This is a genomic window from Cellulomonas sp. URHD0024 (assembly GCF_000426185.1).
Classification (GTDB): domain Bacteria; phylum Actinomycetota; class Actinomycetes; order Actinomycetales; family Cellulomonadaceae; genus Cellulomonas.
On record NZ_KE384505.1, the window covers coordinates 325478 to 344566 of the forward strand.

Here is a 19089-nt window from a genome sequence, read left to right on the forward strand (position 1 = left end):
CGTACACGAAGCATGCCGCAGGGGACAGTGAGACGCATCGTCGGGCGCCTGAATGTTCATGAGGGAGGCGACATGGCTCGAGACACCGAGAAACGCATCGACACCGTACCGACGCCTCGTGCGTCGGTACCTGCACGTCCGGGGGGCGACGTTCCCCGGCAGGTATCGGCACCGGCCGCCGAGGAGACACCGGACGCGGCTGTGCGCGGACACCACGCCCGTCGGGGAGTCTGGGTCGCGGTCGTCGGAACCGCCGTGGTGGCGCTCGGTGCGGGGAGCGCGGTCTTCGCCGCAGACTCCGGCGACCGGGAGGCCCAGGACGCCGCGCTCGACGCGGCGCTCCGTGTCGACGGGACGGTGCAGGCCGCCTCAGGCGACGCAGCACTCGACGAGGAGGCCGACCTCACGGCCGCCACAGTTGCGCTCGCTGCCAACCGTGCGCGCACGGCGGCGCAGGCGCGGTCGGTCGTCGACCAGGCGAACGCCGTCCTCGCGGCGACTCCGAACGCTGGCGACGGCCCGCGCGGGGCTCTCGGTGCTGCGTCGTCCACCCTCGCCACGAGCATCGCCGCCCCGGCGACGAGCCCCGCGACCTGGCGCAGGCTCGTCGCCGGCGTGGCCGCCCCCCAGCGGGCCGCGACAGACGGTCAGAACGCCTGGCAGACCGCCGAGAACGTTCGCGTCGCCGCCGAGCAGGCCGCCGCCGCGGCCGTCGCCCACGATCGTGCGCCCGTGAGCAAGAGCGCCTCGCGCTCCGCCGTTCCGCGTCCGCGCTCGGGCTCGGCCGCCGCACCAGCACCCGCACCCGCTGCGGCCTCCTCGGGAGTCCCCGCCGGCGGCAGGGTGTGCACGAGTGCCGGTTCGGGTGCCGGCGAGTCCAGCGTCGCAGCGATCGGTGCCGCGATCAACGCGTACCGCGCCGGCCTCGGCCTGCCTCGGCTGTCGGTGTCCCGCAGCGGTGCCCTCGTGGGGCACGCGGTGGACATGGCCAACGCCGGCGGGATCTGGCACGCGGGAGACAACATCGTCGCGTGCGTGCCGGGCTCGGCCTCGGCGATGGTCTCCGCCTGGTCGCGCTCGCCGGGGCACGACGCTCAGATGCGTCGCACCGACGTGTCGAGCATGGCCGTCGGCGGCGCGAGCCGCAGCGGATGGCTGTACGGCTCCGTCAGGTTCGGCTGACCCTCGACGTCGTCCGTGGCACGGAAGGTCCGCGCCCGTGCGGTTCAGGGGGCCACACGGGCGCGGACGGAGGAAGGCGCCTCTCAGCGCAGGGCGAGCTCCAGACGGTCGGTGGCCAGGTCGAGCTCGTCGGCCGTGATGGTCAGCGGGGGAGCGAGCCGGATCGTCGACCCGTGCGTGTCCTTGGCCAGCACGCCGACGGCCAGGAGGCGCTCGCACAGGTCGCGACCGGTCATGCGGCCGTCCGGGACGTCCAGGCCCGCCCAGAGGCCCGCACGGCGGACGGACGCGAGCAGGCCGTCGGAGACCAGCGTGTCGAGTCGCTGACCCCAGCGGGTGCCCAGAGCGGCGGCCGTCGCCTGTACCGACCCGTCGGACAGGAGGCCGACGACCGCGAGCCCCACCGCGCACGCGAGCGGGTTCCCGCCGAACGTCGATCCGTGGGTGCCTGCGGTGAGGACACCGAGCACGTCGGAACGGCCGACCACGGCGGAGACCGGCAGCACCCCGCCACCGAGCGCCTTGCCGAGCGTCACGAGGTCGGGACGCACGCCCCACAGCTCCGACGCGAGGGTGGTGCCGGTCCGGCCGAGCCCGGACTGGATCTCGTCGCAGATGAGCAGCACGTCGGCCGCTGTGCACAGGGAGCGGACGGCCGGCAGGTAGCTCGGAGGCGGGACGACGACGCCCTGCTCACCCTGGATCGGCTCGATCAGGACGGCGACCGTGGTCTCGTCGACCGCGGCGGCCAGCGCCTCGGCGTCGCCGTAGGGGACCACCACGAAGCCCGGCGTGTAGGGGCCGAAGTGCCGGCGCGCGTCCTCGTCGGTCGAGAAGGACACGATCGTCGTCGTGCGGCCGTGGAAGTTGCCGTCCGCGACGACGATCGTCGCCCGCCCGTCGGGGACGCCCTTGACCTCGTAGCCCCACTTGCGGGCCGCCTTGATGGCGGTCTCCACCGCCTCGGCCCCCGTGTTCATCGGCAGGACCATGGGAGAGCCCGCGACCAGCGGCCCGACGAGCCCCGCGAGCGCCTCCGCGAACGGCACGAGCAGGTCGTGGTCGAACGCCCGGGACGTGAGGGTGAGGCGATCGATCTGCGCGTGGGCCGCAGCGACCAAGGACGGGTGCCGGTGCCCGAAGTTCAGCGCCGAGTACCCGGACAGCAGGTCGAGGTAGCGCCGCCCCTCCACGTCGGTCACCCAGGACCCGAGCCCGTCGACGAGCGTGACGGGCAGCGGGTGGTAGTTGTGCGCAAGGACCTGCGACGTCTCGGACGACGACGGCGACGGCGACGGCGACGAGGGCAGGGTGACCGGCGGGGCGATGCTCATCGCCGGGCGCGGATCTCGAGCGTGCAGCACTTGGCACCGCCGCCGCCCTTGAGCAGCTCGCTGGTGTCCACGGGTATCGGGTTGTAGCCGCGCTCGGCGAGGGTCGCGGCCAGGTCGACGGCCCCCGGTGCGACGACGACGTTCAGACCGTCGGAGACGGCGTTCAGGCCGAGCGCGCGGGCGTCCTCGGACGTGGCGTGGATCGCGTCGGGGAACAGCTGCTCCAGGACCGCACGCGAGCCGGAGGAGAAGGCGGGCGGGTAGTAGGCGATCTGGGGGTCGTCGGCGGAGCTCGACAGGACCGCGAGCGCGGTGTCCAGGTGGTAGTAGTGCGGCGACACGAGCTCGAGCGACACCACCGGGCGGCCGAACAGCTCCTGGGCCTCGGCGTGCGCCATCCGGTCGGTGCGGAAACCAGTGCCCGCCAGGATCAGGTCACCGACGACGAGCAGGTCGCCCTCGCCCTCGTTGGTCTCGGCGGCGGTGTGCGTCACGTAGCCACGGTCCGCGAACCACTTCTGGTACGCGGGGCCCTCGGCCGAACGCTCGGCGTAGCGGAAGCGTGCCGAGTAGACGACGCCGTCGACCACCGTCGCACCGTTGGCGGCGTAGACCATGTCGGGCAGGCCCTCGACGGGATCGATCGTGTCGACCGTGTGCCCGAGGGCGAGGTAGGTGTCGCGCAGCCGTCGCCACTGCTGGACCGCGAGGCCGGCGTCGGTGTGCTTGGTCTTGTCCATCCACGGGTTGATCTCGTAGGACACCGTGTAGTGCACGGGCTCGCACATCAGGTAGTGGCGGTCCGTACGTCCGGGGGCTGTGGGGGGCATGGGGTGGCTCCTCGTGGCGTGTCGTTCCTCCGAGGGTACGAGTCGGTACGGTGGAACGGCCGGATCTCGCAGTGCGCATCAGGGCGCGATCCGTTGCATCTCTGGCGTGTTCAACGACGATCTGTTGCGCGAACCTCGGCGACAGCGCGCATGAGTGCGTACCGGACCATCGCCCCGAGGAAGGGCCGCATCGCCAGCTCGGTGAGTCGGCGCGGCAGGGGCCCGGCCAGCCACACGTGCTCGGTCCACAGCACCCGGCACGACGAGGGACCGGCGGGGACGACGACGATCGACGCGCTCCCCCGCAGCACGTGCCCGGTCTTCGTGAACTCCGCGACGCCCGTGCGGGTGTCGGTCGGCGGGTCGTAGCGGTCGATGCTCATGACGTCGGCGAGCCCAGGTGCGCCCCGCGTCGCGAACGGTCCGGACACCGCCGTGACCACCGCCCCCACCTCGGGCGCGCTCGTGGACAGCCCCACGCGCGTCAGGGGTATCCACCGGGCGTGAGCGCGCGGATCGGCCACCAGGGCCCACGCGGTCGCGGCATCGACGGGAAAGGCGCGCACGACGGCGTCGGTGGTCATGCCCCCATCGTGGACCCCAGGTACGGTCTGCGGCATGGAGAACAGAGTGCTGGGGCGTACGGGTCGCAACGTCGGGGTGGTCGGGCTGGGGTGCTGGCAGCTGGGCGCGGACTGGGGGTCGGTCGACGACGACGTCGCCCTCTCCGTCCTGGCCACCGCGGTCGACGCGGGCGTGACGTTCCTGGACACCGCGGACGTGTACGGCGACGGGCGCTCCGAGCGGCTGATCGGCCGGTTCCTGGCGGAGTCCGAGCATGACGGGATCACCGTCGCGACGAAGATGGGCCGCCGCGCCGACCCGCACACGTCCGACGCGTACACGCTCGACGCGTTCCGGGCGTGGACCGACCGCTCGCGCGAGAACCTCGGCGTCGACACCCTCGACCTGGTCCAGCTGCACTGCCCGCCCAGCGAGGTCTACCGCCGCGAGTCGACGTACGACGCCCTGGACGCGCTGGTCCAGGAGGGTCGGGTCGCCGCGTACGGCGTCTCGGTCGAGACCGTCGACGAGGCGCTCGACGCGATCATCCGGCCCCACGTGGCGACCGTGCAGATCATCCTCAACGTGTTCCGGCGCAAGCCGCTGGACGAGGTGCTGCCCGTCGCGCGCGAGCACGGGGTGGGGATCATCGCCCGGGTGCCCCTGGCCAGCGGGCTGCTGTCCGGCAAGTACGACGAGCACACCCAGTTCGCCGCCGACGACCACCGCTCCTACAACCGGCACGGCGACGCGTTCGACGTGGGGGAGACCTTCGCGGGCGTGCCGTTCGAGATCGGCGTGGCGGCCGCTCGTGAGGTGGCGGCGCTGACGCCCGCCGGCTCGACCACCGCCCAGCTGGCCCTGCGCTGGATCATCGACCAGCCGGGCGTCTCCGTGGTGATCCCCGGTGCCCGCACGCCCGACCAGGCGCGCGCGAACGCCGCCGCGGCCGCGCTGCCGCCGATCGACGAGGAGACTCTCGACGGACTGCGCGGGATCTACGACAGCGCGATCCGCCCGCACGTGCACGGCCGCTGGTAGAGCGACGCTAGAGGTCCTCTTCGGCCGGTGCCGAGGGCTGGTCAGGAACGGCGGCGAGCGCCCGGCGTGCCTTGCGGCCGCGCGGAAGGCGGCGCGGGGGCACGGGCAGGATCAGCGGCGTGCCGCCGGACCCGGCGATCTCGTACACGCGGGCGAACCTGTCGGGCGGGGGACCGAAGGCCTTGCGGGCCCCTGCGATCACGGTGCGCCCGAGCCCGCGGGCGCCCGCCACGCCGATCACGATGCCGATGCCGAACGGGATGACGCGCCCGATCGCCAGCCCGGTCTGCTTGCCCGCCTGCGTCCGCACCAACCGGCGCGTCATGGTGGAGTTCACCTTGCGCACGGTCGCCATCGGCATCCGGGTGAGCAGGGCGCGCGCGACGCTCACCGAGGTCAGCTCGGTTCCGTCGGTGACGACCACACCCTTGTTCTCGCCGAGGATCGTGGTGAGCAGCAACGCCGTGCGACGGTCGGCGTCCTCGACCTCGATGCCGTGCACCGAGGCGACGGCGAGCGCGAACGCCGCGGACGCGCCGAAGAACGTGGCGATGTCGCTCGCGGTCAGGGCCAGTGCGACGCCGGTGCCGACCGCGGGGGCCGCCGCGACGGCGCCGACCGTGCCGCCGGTCGCCTGCACGACGCGCAGGTACTCCTTCTCGAGCAGCCGGATGATGCGTTCGGGGCTCGCTTCCGGGTTGCGTCGGCGGAGCGACTCCACGTGGGCGTGGATGGTCGACGACGGGATGGTGACCGCCTTGGCGAGTGCCGCGTCGACGACGCCGGCCATGCGCTCAGCGCTCCCCGGTGACCGTCAGCTGCACGGTCGCGCCAGCCTCGAGCGTGCGCCCGACCGTGCAGTGGTTCTCGATCGCGCGGTGCACCACGGTGAGCAGGCGCTCGCGGGCGGTCGCGTCCAGGGCGCTCAGATCCACGACGAGCTCCTCGAGGAACGCCGGGTAGCGGTCCTCGTCGTCGTCGCTCATGCCGGACACGTTGATCGTCACGTCCACGTCGTCGCCGAGCCTGTGCCGCAGCGCCGAGTCGGAGGCGAGCCCGCTGCATCCCGCGAGCGCGATCTTCAGCAGCTCACCAGGACTGAACGCCGCCTCGTCGCCCACGCTCCCGATGAGCACCTCCGCGCCGCGCGAGTTGCGGCCCGTGTACCGGCGCACCCCGGTCCGCTCGACCCACAGCTGGGTCTCCTGTGCGTTGGTCGTCACGTCAGGCGCTGCCTGCTCGGTCGTCATCCAGCGATCCTGCCATGGGACGCGCGTTCGAGCCGAAGTTAGGCAGTGACTACGGATGGTCTGCCCAGGCGCGCTGGCTAGGCTGCACCCGCGGTCGACCCTGTCCGCGCAAGGTGGAGGTCGGTGCGTGGTGAGGCTGGTGCGGTCCGTGCGGCACGGCGTGGCCCTCGGCGTGCTCGGGGTCGTCGTCGCGCTCGCGGTCTCGGGGTGCTCGTGGTTCGGGAACGACGACGACAAGGCGACGTCGATCGCGGTGTTCGACGCGAAGATCGGCGACTGCTTCCTGGCGCCCGAGGACATCGCGGTCGAGGTGACGCACCTGTCGCGCGTGACGTGCGCGACCCCGCACCAGCAGGAGTCGTACGCGCTGCCCACCTACATCGACCCCGGCACCGCGAAGACCGCCAAGACCTTCCCCGGGGACGCCGCGCTCAAGTCCTTCGCCGACGGCAAGTGCGCGGAGAAGTTCCAGGACTATGTGGGCGTCGACTACCGCGACTCGAGCCTCTACTTCACCTACCTCGTCCCGTCGGCGCGCAGCTGGCAGCAGGACGACGACAGGAAGGTGATCTGCTTCGTCACGACGACCGGCCAGACGCTCACCAAGTCCGTCAAGCACTCGGACATGTAGCAGGAGGAATCATGGGCAAGCCCGCCGCGGTCGCGACCGCGACACTGCAGTGCAGCTTCGGGTTGGCACCCTCCACGCTGAGCGTCCTGCCGACCGCCAAGGTCCTCATCGAGGGAAAGCCGGCGGGGACGATCACCGACATCATGCCCGGGGCCAACATCCCGCCCTTCGCCATGTGCACGAGCCTGGCCAACCCGACGGTCGCAGCTGCCACCGCCGCGGCCCTCGGCGTGCTCACCCCGATGCCCTGCATCCCGACGGTCGTGGCTCCGTGGGCACCACCCGCCGCGCAGACCCTGATCGGGGGGATCCCTGCGCTGACGCTGGGTGCGATGTGCACGTGCGCCTTCGGCGGGGTGATCCAGATCCTGAACCCGGGGGCGATGAAGACCCTCGAGGGCTGAGCGGCGGGCCCGACCGTGGGCTCGAGGGCGGAGCCGGAGCGCAGCGGAAGGTGCGGGTCGCGCAGCGGCGCGCGTCCGTAGGTCAGCCGGGCCGTGGCCTGGGCTGACGCCCGTCGGAGGGCCTCACAGGATCAACATCGGTAGCGATTACCGATGCTCCTGCCGCGCGCTCCTGCATACCCTGCAGACGTCCTGCCGGTGTCCGGTGCAGGTTCGCGCGCGTGGGTCCCCCGGGGGTCGTCGTGCGCGGCAGAGGTGCTGAAACCACGCACGGCACGACGTCAGCGATCGCATGAGGAGGCAGTGAGCATGCTGATCCCTGCTGTCGAGGACGGCCTGGAGAAGCTGCTGCGCAGCACCCTCCCGCTGCCGGTCGAGCAGGGTGACATCTCGTTCGACTCGCCGAACAACACCTGGTCGGCCCAGGTCAACCGGCTCACCGTGAACCTGTTCCTGTACGGCGTCTCGCGCAGCGGCCAGCCGCACCGTGGCCCCGCTCAGCGGACGAACGGGTCGGGCGCTCTCGAGCGACGCCGTGCCCTGCCGATGGTCGAGCTCTCGTACATGGTCAGCGCCTGGGCGGGCTCCACCCGCGACGAGCACCTGCTGCTCGGCGATGCGCTGGCGCGACTGCTCGCGCACCAGGTCCTGCCGGCCCAGCACACGTCGTCCGCCCTGCAGTCGTCCGTGCAGCTCTCGCTCGCCGACGACGAGAAGGTGCGGCCGCGCGACGTCTGGGGCGGTCTCGGGGGAACGCTCAAGGCGTCGTTCACGCTGCTCGTCACCGTCGCAGCCGACGCCTACGACTGGGAGGCCGAGGCTCCGCAGGTCACCACCGTCCTCGGCACCGCTGTCCCCATGCCGGCCGGCCCGCGTCCGTGAGAGTCAGCAGCACGGTCGAGCGGCTGGACGTGCCGCCCGGCGGGAGCGGCATCGTCCCTCTCGAGGTCATCAACACGTCGTCGGTCATCGAGTCCATGTCCGTGACCGTGATCGGCCTGCCGGACGACCTCTTCCGCTCGGAGCCGACCGCGCTGGCGCTCTTCCCGGAGGCCTCCGGCGCGCTGACCATGACGCTCGCCCTGCCCGAGGCGTTCCCCGCGGGGACCTACCCGGTGACGCTCGTCGTCTCCGGCAGCGCACCCGGAGCCGTCGAGGCCTTCCACGACCTCGACCTCGTCGTCCCGCCGCACCCGCACCTCGCGCTGCTGGCCACCCCGTCGCGCGTGCGCACGCGCGGGCGGGCCGCGTTCGCGGTCGAGGTCCGCAACGACGGCAACGTGCCGCTCGACGTGGCGTTGCGCGCCGTCGACAGCGACCGCACGCTGCGGACGACGCTGACGCCCTCGACGCTCTCCGTGGTGCCCGGTGCCGCGGTCACGAGCACCGTCCTGGTCAAGGGCCCGCGGCAGCTGCTCGGCTCCGACCGCGACCGGCCGCTCAAGGTCGCGGCGCAGGCCACGAACGCCCAGGCCGAGGTCGACCTGGTCCTGCGGCAGCGGTCGACGATCAGCCGCGGCCTGCTCACCGCGCTGATCCTGCTCTCGATCCTGGCCGCCTGGGCGCTCGCGTTCCTGCTCGGCATGCAGCAGGTCTTCGGGACCGACCCGTTCACGAAGGTCGCGCCCGCGTCGTACTTCGCGGCCACGGTCAGCGAGGACGGCACGACAGGGACGGACGAGCACCCGAACGGGCCGCCGGCGGGCGCCCTGGCCAAGGACGGGCCGGTCCCGGCCGGCGTCGGCGCGACGATCACCGGTGTCGTCACGGGGGCGTCGGACGGGCAGGGCGTGGGTCGGATCACGGTCGACGCCATGCGCGAGTCGCCGACGCAGGGGCTCGTCGTCGTCTCGTCCGCGGCCACGCAGGCGGACGGCACGTACTCGATGGCGGGGGTGTTCCCCGGCAGCTACATCATCCGCGTCAGCGCGGACGGCTACCAGACCGCCTACTACCCGAGCTCGGCCACCCCCGAGGGTGCCACCCTCGTCGGCGCACCGGCACAGAAGGTGAAGTCCGGCGTCGACATGCCGATCACCGGCCTGCCCGCGTCGATCAGCGGGAGCGTCGACACCGGGGAGGCCGCCGGCGAGGTCGCGGTCGCCGTGACCGCGAAGCCCGCGTGGGACGGTGCGGACCCCGCGACGGTCTACACGTCGACGGCCGACGCCTCCGGTGCGTACGTCTTCAGCGGCCTGCCGGCGCCCGGGACGTACGAGCTGAGCTTCGTCGCCGAGGGGTACCAGCCGTCGACCGTGACGGAGCGGGTCCTCGGCGGCCAGAACCGTTTCGCTCTCGACGTCCGGCTCGGCGCAGGGACCGGGCAGATCTCGGGGCTGGTCACCGACGGGCGCAAACCCCTCGGGGGCGTGGCGGTGACGACGACCTCGGGCGGGAAGGCGCTCGTCGTCGGCACCCCGACCGTGGGTCAGGTGGGCCAGTTCGTGCTCCCCAACCTGCCGACCCCGGCCACGTACGTCCTGACCTTCACGAAGGCCGGCTTCGGCAGCCGCACCGTCGTCGTCGACCTGCAGGCCGGTGAGGTCCGCGGCGACCTGAACATCGTCATGTCCGGTGGCGCGGGCGTGCTGACGGGGACGGCGACGGACTCGAGCGGCGCAGGCCTCGGTGGCGTGACCGTGACCGCCGGCGGCTCGGCGGCGACCACGCTCAGCACGACGACCCTGACCTCAGGCGCCGTGGGCACGTTCACGCTCACCGGCTTGACCCCGGGTTCGGTGACGCTGACGTTCAGCAAGCCCGGCTACGTGTCGGCGAGCGTCCCTGCGACCATCACGGAGTCCGGACCGACCGCACCCGTGAACGTGACCATGACGTCTGCGCTCGGGTCGGTCACGGGCCGGGTCCTCGACAAGGACCTCGCGGGCGTCGCGGATGCGACCGTCCAGGCGACCGACGGTGTGATCACCCGGACGACGACGTCCACCGCGGGCGGAGCCCTCGGTGCCGGCACGTACCTGCTGGCCGACCTGCCGGCGGGCACGTACACGCTCTCCGTGACGATGAACGGTGCGGTGGTCTCGACGGCCGTCGTGACGATCAGCTCGGGCACGGTCGCCACCCAGGACCTGCCGATCGGCGGTCCCTGACGATGCGCCTGAACGTCGAGCCGCAGCGCGCGACGGCGAACCCCGGCATCCCGACGATGCTGGGCGTCGTCGTCACCAACGCGTCCGACGTCATCGCGGGGTACGTGCTCCGGGTGCTCGGCGCCGACCCGTCGTGGGTCGAGATCGAGGACCCGTCGCCCCGGTTGTTCCCGGGCGAGTCCGTGTCGGTCGGCGTGATGATCACGCTCCCCGTCGGGGTGCCCGCCGGTGAGCGGCGGGTGGCCATCCAGGTGCGGGACGTCACCGACGAGGCCGCGATCGCGATCGAGGACGTCACGCTCGACGTGCCCCCGCAGCCGCGCACCTCGGTCAAGCTCGAGCCGACGACCGTCACCGCAGGCAAGGCCGCGGCGTTCACGGTGCTCGTGCACAACGAGGGCAACACCGTGCAGCACGGCAGCGTCCTGGCCAGCGACCCCGAGGCCAAGACGACCTACACCTTCGCGCCCGCGACGTTCAGCCTCGCTCCCGGGGAGAGCACGTCGGTCGCACTCGAGGCCAGGGCCAAGCGCCCCTGGGTCGGCGACCCGCTCCTGCGGCCCTTCGAGCTGCGCGTCGACAGCACCGCGACGCCCGTCACGCCGGACACGCCCGCCGCGGCCGCGGGTGTGTTCGTGCAGAAGTCCCGCCTCTCGCGTGGGCTCCTGAGCCTGCTCGGGCTGCTCTTCGCGCTCACCCTGTTCGCGGTGATCATCACGCTCGCGCTGAGCTCGGTGGTCGGCCACTCCGCCGCGGACCGCGACCTCGCGCTTCAGGTGGCGCAGGCGCGGCAGGCCGCTGCGAAGACCGGCACCAGCGCGATCAGCGGGACGGTAATCGACCTCTCGACGGGTGCGCCCGTCCCCAACGTGAGCGTCGCTCTGTTCACGCCTGACGACCCGTCGAACCCGTTCGTCACCACTGCCACCGCCGACGCCGGGACGTTCGCGATCAGCCGTCTTCCCGCCGGCACGTACCTGCTGCGCGTGACCGGCGCCGGCCTGACGGAGGTCTGGTACGCGGCGGCGGCCACCCAGGCGGACGCGACCAAGATCCCGGTCACGCCCGGGCAGACCGTCTCCGGGCTGACGGTCGTCGTCGGTGGGGTCCCTGCCACCGTCGCGGGGACCGTCGTGGGGGACGACGTCGCCGGGGCGACGCTGACGGTCGAGATGCCCCTCGACACCCCGCCGCTGGCCGGCACCGTGACGGCGGAGCCCGGCGAGGCGGACCCGCCGATCGGTTCCGGTGCCGTGGTCCGCACCGTCCCGATCGGCGCCGACGGCACGTTCCAGGTGGAAGGCCTGCCCTCGCCGGCGATCTACGACCTGGTCGTCTCCAAGTCCGGGTACGCCAGCACCGTGCAACGCGTCGACGTGGCTGCCGGCGAGGACCGCTCCGAGATCGAGCTGTCGCTGCTGACGGGTGACGGGTCGATCGCGGGGACCGTCTCGGGGTTCAGCGGGCCCGTGGGCGGTGCGACCGTCGTCGCGACGACCGGGCAGGTCACCGTCGAGACCGTGTCGCTCACGCAGGACGCCGTGGGCTCGTTCGTGCTGCGCGGGCTGCCGACCCCCGGGTCCTACACCGTCGTCGTGTCGGCCGACGGCTACGCGCCGGCGACCCTCAACCTCACGCTCACCGCCGGGCAGCAGCTCACGGGTGTCTCGGTCGTGCTCGGACGGGACCAGGCCTCGCTCGCCGGCCAGGTCACGGTGCCCGGCGGTGACGCGGCGGGCGTCACCGTGACGGTCACCGACGGTGCGGTCACGGCGCAGACGGTCACGCAGTCCACCGCGCCGGCCGGTCACTGGGAGGTCACCGGCCTGCGCGTCCCGAGCACGTACACGGTCACGTTCTCCCGCGCCGACCTCGAGTCGCAGGTGCTCTCCGTGGGCGTCGACGGCTTCGGCAACGTGACGTCCGGGGCGCCGAGCGCGAGCCAGGTCGACGCCACGATGCGTGCCGCGGACGCGAGCATCTCGGGCGTGGTCAGCCAGACCGCGTCGCCGGGAGAATCGGTACCCGTCGGGAACGTCACCGTCTCGGTCAGCTCCGGGATCACGCAGCGCACGGTGACGACCGCCTCGACGCCCGAGTCGCAGGTGGGCCGGTACATCGTCGGGCAGCTGCCGCCGGGCACCTACACGGTCACGTTCTCCCGTCCGGGCACGCGGCCGACGTCGACGATCGTCGTGCTCTCCGCGGCGCAGGACAAGATCCTCAGCCCGCTGCTCGTGGCCCCGGCCCGGATCACCGGGACCGTCACCTCAGCCTCCGAGATCTCGCCCTCGGGCCGCGCGGTCCTGCTCTTCCGAGCCACCGAGTACGGCAGCGCCGCACCCGCGGTCGCGTCGACGACCACAGGGCCGGACGGCTCGTACACGCTGGACGACGTCGACGCCCCCGAGAACTACATCGTCGAGGTCCGCGCCTCGCCGACCGGTGCGGTGCTGGTGACGTCGCAGACGTTCCCGATGTCGGCCAGCGAGCAGAAGACCGTCAACCTCGTCATCGGCACCCCACCGTGACGCTCGAGTGAGGACTCTCACGGGTAAGAACTGACGTCGCGACTCACCTTCAGGTCCCGACGAACCGACACACACAGAGACGCTCGAGAGGACAGACCGTGGCCGTCGCCCCGCAACGCACAGCTCAGGGCTCGCCGAGCGTTCTCGTCGAGCCTGGTTCCCACGCGTCCGCAGGGCAGGCCGCGCTCCTTCGCGTCTACGCGCGCAACGTCTCCGGGCAGCCGCAGGACTTCACGGTCTCGGCGGTCGGTCTCGAGGACTCGTGGCTGCCGCTCGCCGTCACCGTGCCGGGTGTGCCCCAGGACGCGACCGCGTCGTTCGAGCTGACCCTGACACCGCCCGTGGGCGCCTCGCCCGGCGACTACCCGTTCGTGGTCACGGTAGAGGCACGCACCGCCGCCGACGCACCGGCGGCCACGACTCTCGCCGACGGGTCGCTGCGCATCGACGGCGTCAGCGACCTGGTCCTGACCGTCGAGCCCGCCGACTCCCAGGCGCTCCGGCGCCGCAAGGTCCACGTCGTGCTGGCGAACACAGGCGACCAGCCCGTGCGGGTTCGGCTCGACGCCGGGTCGGACGCCGAGCTCGCGGTCGACCTCGGCGACGGTGACCTCGACGTCGGTGCGCACCAGACCGTACGCATCCCCGGCAGCGTCCGGGCCACGCGCCCGCGCATCGTCGGATCGGCACGCCGGACGGCGTTCCACGTGACCGCGACGGGTGCCCGTGCACCTCAGCGGTTCGACGGGACGGTGTCCCTGCGCGCGCTGTTCACCCCGGCGCTGCTGCGGTTCCTCTCGATCGCGATGGTGGCAGTGCTGTGGGTGGGTACGGTCCTGGCGGTCCTGCCCTGGGTGTCGGCGAAGTTCTCGCCGGGCTCGAGCGACAAGACCGTCACCAGGCCGACGCCCACGCCGACGAGCAGCACCGGAACGGGCACGGGGACCGGCAGCGGCACCGAGGGCGGGACCGGCGGCGGGGGCGGCGGCGGCACGACCCCCGACGCGGCCGCCGCGGTGCCCGGCGTGCGGGTCGCCGGGCTCGTGACCGGCACGGCGCCCGCGGGTGTCGTCGTCTCCGTGCAGCCGGCGTCGGCGCTGTCGACGCCCGCTGACGGCACCACCACCCCGCCGCCGAACGCCGCAGGCGTGGAGAAGGCCGTCGCGGCGCTCGTGAACCCGGAACGTGCGCTGGTCACCGCCATCGGGAACCGGATCGCGAGCACGAAGAAGTCGCCGAGCGCCGGCAAGGTCCTGGCGACGAGCCTGCCCGTCGAGCGCACCGACCAGATCTCCCAGCGCCGCAGCACCGTCACCGAGGACGACGGCACCTGGGCCTTTGCCGACCTGTCCCCGACCGCGCGCTACCTGATCGTCCTGGCCAAGCCCGGCTACCAGACCCAGCGGTTCCTCGTCACCGGTGCCCAGGCAGCCGCGGCGGCGATGAAGGTCGCGATGGTGCCGGGCAAGGGCACCATGTCCGGCCGGATCAGCGGTCCGTCCGGTCCGGTCGGTGGCGTCGAGGTGACCCTGTCCGACGGGACGACGACGGTCACCACGCGCAGTGCGACGAGCGGGCGCGTCGGCTTCTGGGAGGTCGACGGGTTGTCGACCCCGAGCACCTACCTGGTCAGCGCGAGCGGCGAGAAGCTCGGCGCCCAGTCGACGCTGGTGTCGATGGCCGCGGCCGCCACCCGGACCGTCAACCTCTCCCTGCGCCCCGGCGTGGCGACCCTGTCCGGCACCGCACGCGGCATCGACTCGCTCGGCGGGTTCGGCGGCCTGGGCGGACTGACCGTCACCGCGACCTCGGGCGAGACGTCGCGCAGCGCCACCACGGTGACGGGTGACCGCGCGGGCACGTTCGTCCTGCCCGACCTTCCCGTGCCGGCGTCGTACACGGTCACGGTCTCGGGCGTGGGGTACGCCACCCAGACGCGTCAGATCGACCTGACCGCGGCCGGCGTCGCCCCCATCGACCTGACCATGACCACCACCGGCGGCACCGTCCAGGGCACCGTGACCGGGCCCGACGGTTCGGGCATCGCCGGTGCCGGACTGATCCTGGACGGACCGTCCGGGACGTACAAGACCATGTCGGCGTCCGACGCCCACGGCACGTTCCGGTTCAGCGGCATCGAGCCCGGCCAGTACGTGCTGACGGCCATGGTGTTCGGGCACGAACCGGGTTCGTCGCAGGTGACGGTGACCAGCGGAGGGTCGGCGACCTCGGACCTGGTTCTGACGATCGTCCCGAACGACGGCGTGAAGGCCACGTCGTTCATCCGCGGCAGCGTGCACGACGCGAGCACCGGTGGCCAGATCGACTGCCCGTACGGCCTCAAGAACGAGCCGTGCGTCGTCACGGTCACCGCCCAGGTGACGGACCCGGTCACGCACACCACGTCCACGGTGCACATCGAGAACCCGAACCCCGACAACGAGTACACCTTCCCGGACAGCTCGAAGGTCTCGGGGCTGCTGCCTGGCTTCTACCGGCTGACGATCACCGCACCGGGCTACGAGCCCGGACATGTCAACGTCTCGGTGCCCATGGGCCAGGTGGTCGACGCGGCACCCGTCGCGCTGGAGCAGTCACCGTCGATCGTCGGCACGGTGCAGGCGCGTGTCGGCGCGTTGCCGCCGGCGGACGACACGTGCGTCGTCGCGGTGAAGGTGCTGCCCAACAAGCCCAGCCCGGCGCCGACCGGCCCCTGCGTCAAGACGGGCGGCAAGGGCGACGTGCACTGCTCGATCGTCCCCGTGACCGGGTGCTCCTTCCTCGGCACCAACGGGTCCTACGCCATCAACCGCCTGCAGGCCGGCGGCTACGACGTGTGGGTCCTGCCGGGTTCGCCCGGCGAGTTCCTGGCCCCCGAGAAGGGTTCGGTCTCGCTCGTGCCCGGCTCGTCCCGGCGCTTCGACGCGGTGCTCGAACGGTACGGCGTCCTGAACGTGCTCGTGATGCGTTCCGACGGTTCACCGCAGCTCACCCCGGACGTCGGCGCGGTGGTCAAGACCGTCCCCGGTCCGGTGGTGAAGCCGGTCAAGGACGCCGTGACGACCTCCAGCGGCTCCACGCAGATCCGCGGTCTCGCCCCGTTCGACCACTACAAGGTCACGTCGACGGGCAACTACGGGACGGCGAGCCTCGACGGCGTCCAGGTCGGGCTCAACCAGGAGCTCACGGTCCAGCTGGTCGTCACGACGGCACTCACGAGCAACGTGTACGGGGCAGTCACCTACCAGCCCTCGGCGGGATCGACGTTGCCGGTCGAGGGCGCAACCGTCGACGTCACCGGGACGACGGGGTACAACGGCCTTGTCCCCGTGCGGACCACGGCGACGACGACCACCACCGAGAACGGCCTCTGGACCCTGTGCGTCACCGCCGACGGGTGCAAGAACGACCCGGCACCGACCACGCTCCTGCTCGTCGGCAAGCAGGTCGACGTGCGGGTGAGCCAGGTGGACACCTTCGAGGACTACCGGGCCAACGACGTCGCGGCCGACTCGCTCTCCTCGATCACGCTGGCCCCCAGGGGTGTCCACTTCCAGGGCACGCTGGCATTCGATCCGGCGCTGCTCACGGACGACGACCTCACGGCGACCCTGCCCAAGGTGCGCTTCGACGTCGTCAGCGCGCCACCGGGCGTCGGTCAGGTCTCGTTCAAGGTGAAGAAGGGGACCGGGGGCACGGGGACGCTCGTCTGGACGGACACCAAGCAGCCAGCGGACGGCAGCACGGGCAGCACGCTGATCCGGCCCGGTGACTACGAGATCAGTGCGTCGCTGCCCGGCTACGACACGGACCTCGAACCGATCACCGTCCCGCTTCGCGTCGACGGCACGACGGCTATGGATGCGGTCGAGCTCAAGCTCGAGAAGTTCGGCTTCCTCCGGGTGCAGGCCGTCACGTCGCAGGACCAGTTGGTCGGCGTCCCCGGCACCGTCATGACGTTGTCGGTACCGGGCGGAACGACCAGGCAGATCGAGGCGCACCCTGGCGACACGTACGTGGACTTCGGTGACCTGCCGAAGGGCGAGTACACGATCGACGTCAAGGCACCCGGCTACCGGAGTGTCCTTGCCAAGACGATCAAGGTGGACGCGCAACACACCCGGACCGCCCCGGAGACGGTGGCGCTGGTCAAGCTCGGCGCCGCGAACGGGGTCGTCATGTCCAGGCTCGCGCCGGGGTGGACCGAGCTGTTGCCCGGCGCGCACGTGAGCGTCACGGACGGCACGAAGACCTTCAGCGGTGTCACCGACGGCTTCGGCGCCTTCCGGGTGACGGGCACCGCGGACGACCTCGGCCTGGCCAGCGGTCCGTGGACCATCTCCACGACGTCCCCTGGATACTCTCCCGGGTTGGCCACGGTCACTGTGCCGAACGACCTGGAGAACGCCACCCCGTCTGCTCTCGAGGTCTGGCCGCCGTCGACGGATTCCGCCGTGCCGAGGCCTCCCATCGTGATGGATGCGAACTCGGGCGACCTCGAGGTCTTCGCGAAGGACGGCGAGAAAGACGTCAACCTCCTCGACATGCAGATCACCTACCGCGACACGCGCGGCAACAACGAGGAGAAGGTGCCGATCTGCTACCCCGGGAAGACCACGGACGGGTGCAAGGGCACTGACGGGTTGTACATCTTCAAGGGCATCCTGCCCCTGACGTACAACCTGAGCATCTCGGGCGGTGGCTACTCACCCCTGACCCTTCCCGTCACGGTGGCACCCGGCGAGATCAAGCAGATCACGGTCCCGATCACCACGCCCGCGGGCTCGATCCAGGGCGTCGTGCTGCACCAGTCGGCGAGCGGTGGTTCCACCGTGGTCCCGTCGGCAAAGGTCTATCTCAAGAGCACCGCGGCGGGCGCGGTGGAGAGCTCCACCGTCGCCGACCCCCAGGGTCGCTACGAGTTCCCGTCGGTCCCCGCCGGCGTCTACCAGCTCCGAACGTCGATGGACGGTCTACCCGACGCCACCCGCACCGTGAGCGTCCTGGCGGGCCAAGGGCTGGTCGTCGACCTCACGTTGCAGGACGTGACGCGGCAGGTGGTCGTCACGATCACCTCCGCGCACAACACGGACCTGTCGGGTGCCCTCGTGGCGCTGACGCGCGACGGAGCGAGCGGTCCGGCGGCCCAGCCCGCGGTGCGCACGGCGGCCGGGGCGAACACCTACGTGACCACGTTCAACCAGGTGCCCGCCGTGGGCGAGTGGGTCGTCACGGTCTCCGGGCCGTCCGGGCACCTCGGGACGACCACGAGCAAGGTGGACGTCCCGTCGACTGCCACAGGTCCGGTCCCTGCACCGGTGACGGTCTCCGAGACCCAGGTGACCCTGCGGGCGACCAGCTCGGTCACCAGCGGTGGCCCCACCAGGCTCACCGCCACGATCACGCAGGACATCGGGACCGAGACGGTGGTCAACCGCGTCCCGCTGTACGTCGGAGCCGCCGACACGATCGTCTTCATCGCGGCCGAGGCCGCGAAGGTCACGGGCGCCCCGACGGACGTCGCCGACGCCGACTACCCGGTGACCGTGACCGGCGGCGTGATACCGGCCGACGACGACTTCCAGCTGGTCAGGCTGAACGTCACCGGCTACGTCACCACGACGACGGCGACCACCAAGACCCTGGTCGTGGGTGCCGGCGGGACGTTCAAGGCGTCGGTCAAGGTGGCGTCGTCGCCCACGGTCACCGGCGGCACGGTGAAGCTGCAGCGGCTGAGGACGGCACCCGACGACTGGGTGGATGTCGACAGCGCTACTGCCGACGGCACGACCCAGGTGCTGACCGCGACGGTCGACGCGGCCTGGGCCCCGGGCCCGGTGACGTTCCGCGCCGTCTACCTCGGCAAGGGTGCGTGGATGCCGTCGGAGAGCGACCCGCCGATGTCGATGACCTTCCCGGTGCCGACGAGCATGGTGCTGGCCAGCACGGGCGCCACCCAGATCACGGCGACGATCACGCCGGGCGGGGCGACCGGAAAGGTGGACTTCTACTGGGACACCCCCGGGAACAACGACGCCAAGGTGTGTGCCGACGTGGCCGTGAACGCCGGGAAGGCAGTCTGCGACTTCGCCGCGCCGAAGGCTACGACCGACGTCTACGCGACGACGAACCTCGACACTGGGTGGGTCGACTCGACCAGTTCGAACCAGATCTCCGTCACCGGCACCGGCTGAGCGGCACCCGTGTGGATG

General features: G+C 71.9%; 13 protein-coding genes. 8 read left to right on the forward strand and 5 right to left on the reverse strand.

Annotated elements, in window-relative coordinates; genetic code table 11:
- Nucleotides 1-201 precede the first annotated feature (201 nt).
- Nucleotides 202-1182, forward strand: coding sequence for a hypothetical protein (locus I847_RS0117780; RefSeq protein ID WP_155856211.1), 981 nt, complete (start codon nt 202-204; stop codon nt 1180-1182).
- A gap of 83 nt (nt 1183-1265) precedes the next feature.
- On the opposite strand, the gene rocD is transcribed toward I847_RS0117780, so the two are convergent.
- The 3 genes from rocD to I847_RS24665 all read right to left on the reverse strand — a co-directional run bounded on the left by rocD (nt 1266) and on the right by I847_RS24665 (nt 3930).
- Nucleotides 1266-2516 carry an ornithine--oxo-acid transaminase gene (rocD, locus tag I847_RS0117785; RefSeq protein ID WP_034610843.1) on the reverse strand — a complete coding sequence of 417 codons (1251 nt, stop codon included), beginning with the start codon at nt 2514-2516 and terminating at the stop codon, nt 1266-1268.
- The gene (ddaH, locus tag I847_RS0117790) at nt 2513-3346 is read right to left on the reverse strand and encodes a dimethylargininase (protein ID WP_028050764.1); all 834 of its coding nucleotides are present in this window, start codon (nt 3344-3346) and stop codon (nt 2513-2515) included. The genes rocD and ddaH overlap by 4 nt, the downstream gene beginning before the upstream one ends.
- A 110-nt stretch (nt 3347-3456) precedes the next feature.
- Entirely contained in the window at nt 3457-3930 is a 474-nt protein-coding gene (locus I847_RS24665) for an SRPBCC family protein (RefSeq protein ID WP_034610845.1), read from the reverse strand.
- Between the two features lie 34 nt (nt 3931-3964).
- On the opposite strand from I847_RS24665, the gene I847_RS0117800 reads away from it, so the two are divergent.
- Entirely contained in the window at nt 3965-4951 is a 987-nt protein-coding gene (locus I847_RS0117800) for an aldo/keto reductase (protein WP_028050765.1), read from the forward strand.
- Nucleotides 4952-4958: 7 nt separating this feature from the next.
- Here the strand turns inward: I847_RS0117800 and I847_RS24670 are convergent, their stop codons facing one another.
- Both I847_RS24670 and I847_RS0117810 read right to left on the reverse strand, forming a co-directional pair.
- Nucleotides 4959-5741 (reverse strand): hypothetical protein, encoded by a 783-nt coding sequence (locus tag I847_RS24670; protein ID WP_051275035.1) that lies wholly within the window; start codon nt 5739-5741, stop codon nt 4959-4961.
- A 4-nt stretch (nt 5742-5745) separates the two neighbouring features.
- Nucleotides 5746-6201, reverse strand: a complete 456-nt coding sequence (locus tag I847_RS0117810) for an OsmC family protein (protein WP_028050766.1) — start codon at nt 6199-6201, stop codon at nt 5746-5748.
- A 127-nt stretch (nt 6202-6328) separates the two neighbouring features.
- Here I847_RS0117810 and I847_RS25930 point away from each other — a divergent pair, with 127 nt between their 5' ends.
- From I847_RS25930 to I847_RS0117840, 6 genes are all read left to right on the forward strand, one after another.
- Nucleotides 6329-6832: a septum formation family protein gene (locus I847_RS25930; RefSeq protein ID WP_196804603.1), complete on the forward strand. Its 504-nt coding sequence runs from the start codon at nt 6329-6331 to the stop codon at nt 6830-6832.
- Between the two features lie 11 nt (nt 6833-6843).
- The gene (locus I847_RS0117820; RefSeq protein WP_028050767.1) at nt 6844-7236 is read left to right on the forward strand and encodes a DUF4280 domain-containing protein; all 393 of its coding nucleotides are present in this window, start codon (nt 6844-6846) and stop codon (nt 7234-7236) included.
- Nucleotides 7237-7545: 309 nt separating this feature from the next.
- Nucleotides 7546-8118, forward strand: coding sequence for a DUF4255 domain-containing protein (locus I847_RS0117825; RefSeq protein WP_196804604.1), 573 nt, complete (start codon nt 7546-7548; stop codon nt 8116-8118).
- A complete protein-coding gene (locus tag I847_RS0117830) occupies nt 8115-10346 on the forward strand; it encodes a carboxypeptidase regulatory-like domain-containing protein (protein WP_028050769.1) in 2232 nt (743 codons plus the stop codon). Before I847_RS0117825 ends, I847_RS0117830 begins: the two co-directional genes overlap by 4 nt.
- A gap of 2 nt (nt 10347-10348) precedes the next feature.
- On the forward strand, nt 10349-12877 hold the full coding sequence (locus tag I847_RS0117835; RefSeq protein WP_028050770.1) for a carboxypeptidase regulatory-like domain-containing protein: 2529 nt from the start codon (nt 10349-10351) through the stop codon (nt 12875-12877).
- Between the two features lie 98 nt (nt 12878-12975).
- Nucleotides 12976-19071, forward strand: a complete 6096-nt coding sequence (locus tag I847_RS0117840) for a carboxypeptidase-like regulatory domain-containing protein (protein ID WP_028050771.1) — start codon at nt 12976-12978, stop codon at nt 19069-19071.
- Nucleotides 19072-19089: the final 18 nt, after the last annotated feature.

Excerpts from the sequence above, each read along its gene's own strand:
- I847_RS0117820 (WP_028050767.1), top strand. The coding sequence starts at position 6,844 with ATGGGCAAGCCCGCCGCGGTCGCGACCGCGACACTGCAGTGCAGCTTC.
- ddaH (WP_028050764.1), bottom strand. The coding sequence starts at position 3,346 with ATGCCCCCCACAGCCCCCGGACGTACGGACCGCCACTACCTGATGTGC.
- I847_RS24665 (WP_034610845.1), bottom strand. The coding sequence starts at position 3,930 with ATGACCACCGACGCCGTCGTGCGCGCCTTTCCCGTCGATGCCGCGACC.
- I847_RS0117810 (WP_028050766.1), bottom strand. The coding sequence starts at position 6,201 with ATGACGACCGAGCAGGCAGCGCCTGACGTGACGACCAACGCACAGGAG.
- I847_RS0117825 (WP_196804604.1), top strand. The coding sequence starts at position 7,546 with ATGCTGATCCCTGCTGTCGAGGACGGCCTGGAGAAGCTGCTGCGCAGC.
- I847_RS24670 (WP_051275035.1), bottom strand. The coding sequence starts at position 5,741 with ATGGCCGGCGTCGTCGACGCGGCACTCGCCAAGGCGGTCACCATCCCG.
- I847_RS0117800 (WP_028050765.1), top strand. The coding sequence starts at position 3,965 with ATGGAGAACAGAGTGCTGGGGCGTACGGGTCGCAACGTCGGGGTGGTC.
- rocD (WP_034610843.1), bottom strand. The coding sequence starts at position 2,516 with ATGAGCATCGCCCCGCCGGTCACCCTGCCCTCGTCGCCGTCGCCGTCG.
- I847_RS0117835 (WP_028050770.1), top strand. The coding sequence starts at position 10,349 with ATGCGCCTGAACGTCGAGCCGCAGCGCGCGACGGCGAACCCCGGCATC.